Below are 1,792 nucleotides of genomic sequence, written 5' to 3'. Positions count from 1 at the left end.
GTCCCACCCCGTCCCGCCACCCGTTCGGGTGATCGCCGGGGTGTCCCGGCAGGACGCGCCCGGACGGGTGAAGTAGACAGGGACTTCTAGATCCGTGACGATGAGCGATCAATGAAGTGCGCCGAGTGATCGGCGCGTCGCCCCGTGCGCAGCGGCCCCCGGGCCGGGAGGAGTTCGATGAGCCGCTGGCCCTGGTCGGCACGGCACCTCGCGGGCGACGACGTCCGCACCCGCGTCGTGCCCTGGGCGCTGACCTCCCCGCTCGTCGTGGTCGGGGTCGTCGCCCTGCTGCAGCGGCTGCTCGACGGCGTCCCCACCCTGCAGACGCTGCTCGCGGCTCTCGCCGGCGGCATGACCGCGGCCGCGCTGCTGCTCGTGCTGGCCGTGCAGTCCGCCGAGCGCCTGGACGCCGAGGGGCAGCGCAACCAGGAGGCGCTGGACGCCGCGCTGCGCCAGGCGCTGCACGACCCCCTCACCGACCTGGGCAACCGGCAGCTGTTCACCGACCGCCTCCAGCACGCCCTCGCCCGCCGCGGCGCCCGCGCCTGCGCCGTCCTCTACCTCGACCTCGACGGCTTCAAGGGCGTCAACGACACCCACGGCCACGCCGCCGGCGACGTCGTCCTCGTGGAGGTCTCCCACCGGCTGCGCGCGGCCGTGCGCCCGGAGGACACCGTCGCCCGCTTCGGCGGCGACGAGTTCGCCGTGCTGTGCGAGGACCTCGTCGACGAGCTGAACGCCAGCCGCATCGCCGAGCGCGTCGTCAGCTCCATCGCCGACCGCCCCATCGACGTCGGCGGCGGCCGCAGCCTGCACATCACCCCCAGCGTCGGCATCGCCCTGGCCCGCGACGAGGGCGACGCCGCCAAGCTGCTGCGCCGTGCCGACGCCGCGCTCTACCGCGCCAAGGAGGGCGGCAAGGCGCGCTCGGAGCTCTTCGACGAGCGCATGCAGGCCCAGGCCGTCGACAGCCGCCAGACCGAGGTCGACCTGGCGCTGGCCGTCGAGCAGGGCCAGCTGCGCCTGCACTACCAGCCGATCGTCGACCTGCGCGACGGGCACGTGCAGGGCCTGGAGGCCCTGCTGCGCTGGCAGCACCCGCGCCGGGGACTGCTGCACCCGGCCGACTTCGTGCCGCTGGCCGAGCGCAGCGGGCTCATCGTGGAGATCGGCAAGTGGGTCATCGCCGAGGCCTGGCGCACCCTGGAGCACTGGTACGAGCGCATCGACGACTGCAGCCTGACCATCGCCGTCAACGTCTCGCCCAAGCAGCTGGCCAACGCCGAGCTGCTCGACGCCGTCGCCGCCGCCCAGCCGAGCGGGCCCGCCGGCAACGCCCTGCTCGTGGAGATCAGCGAGGAGCTGCTCGTCGCCGACGCCAAGGCGCACTTCAGCACCCTGCACGCGCTGCGCATGATGGGCGTGCGGGTGGCCGTCGACGACTTCGGCGCCGGCGTCTCCTCCCTGGCGCACCTGCAGACCATGCCCATCGACCACGTGAAGGTTGACAAGCACTTCATCGCCGGTCTCGGCCGGCGCCGCCAGGACGAGGCCGTCGTGGCGGGCATCATCGGCATGGCCAAGAACATGGGCGTGGGCGTCGTCGCCGAGGGCGTGGAGTCCCAGGGCCAGCTGGACGCGCTGCGCCGGCTGGGCTGCGACGCCGCGCAGGGCTTCCTGCTGGGCCGTCCCGACCCCCGCGTCGAGGGCGTGCTAGACCTCGCGGCCCTGGAGACCGGCCCCCGGCGGCCCGCCGCCCCCGGGCTCGAGGCGCCCGGCGCCGTCGGCGTCC

At 74.4% G+C, this 1,792-nt stretch carries 1 protein-coding gene; it reads left to right on the top strand.

Annotated elements, in window-relative coordinates; all coding sequences use genetic code 11:
• Nucleotides 1-177: 177 nt before the first annotated feature.
• The coding region (locus GTQ99_RS22850; RefSeq protein WP_166617959.1) for a putative bifunctional diguanylate cyclase/phosphodiesterase at nucleotides 178-1,792 on the top strand (1,615 nt) is incomplete at its 3' end.

Origin of the sequence: Kineococcus vitellinus (genome assembly GCF_009906315.1) — a bacterium.
GTDB lineage: Bacteria > Actinomycetota > Actinomycetes > Actinomycetales > Kineococcaceae > Kineococcus > Kineococcus vitellinus.
The sequence above is the reverse complement of the archived record's forward strand: the minus strand, read 5'-3'. Positions and strand labels throughout refer to the sequence as shown.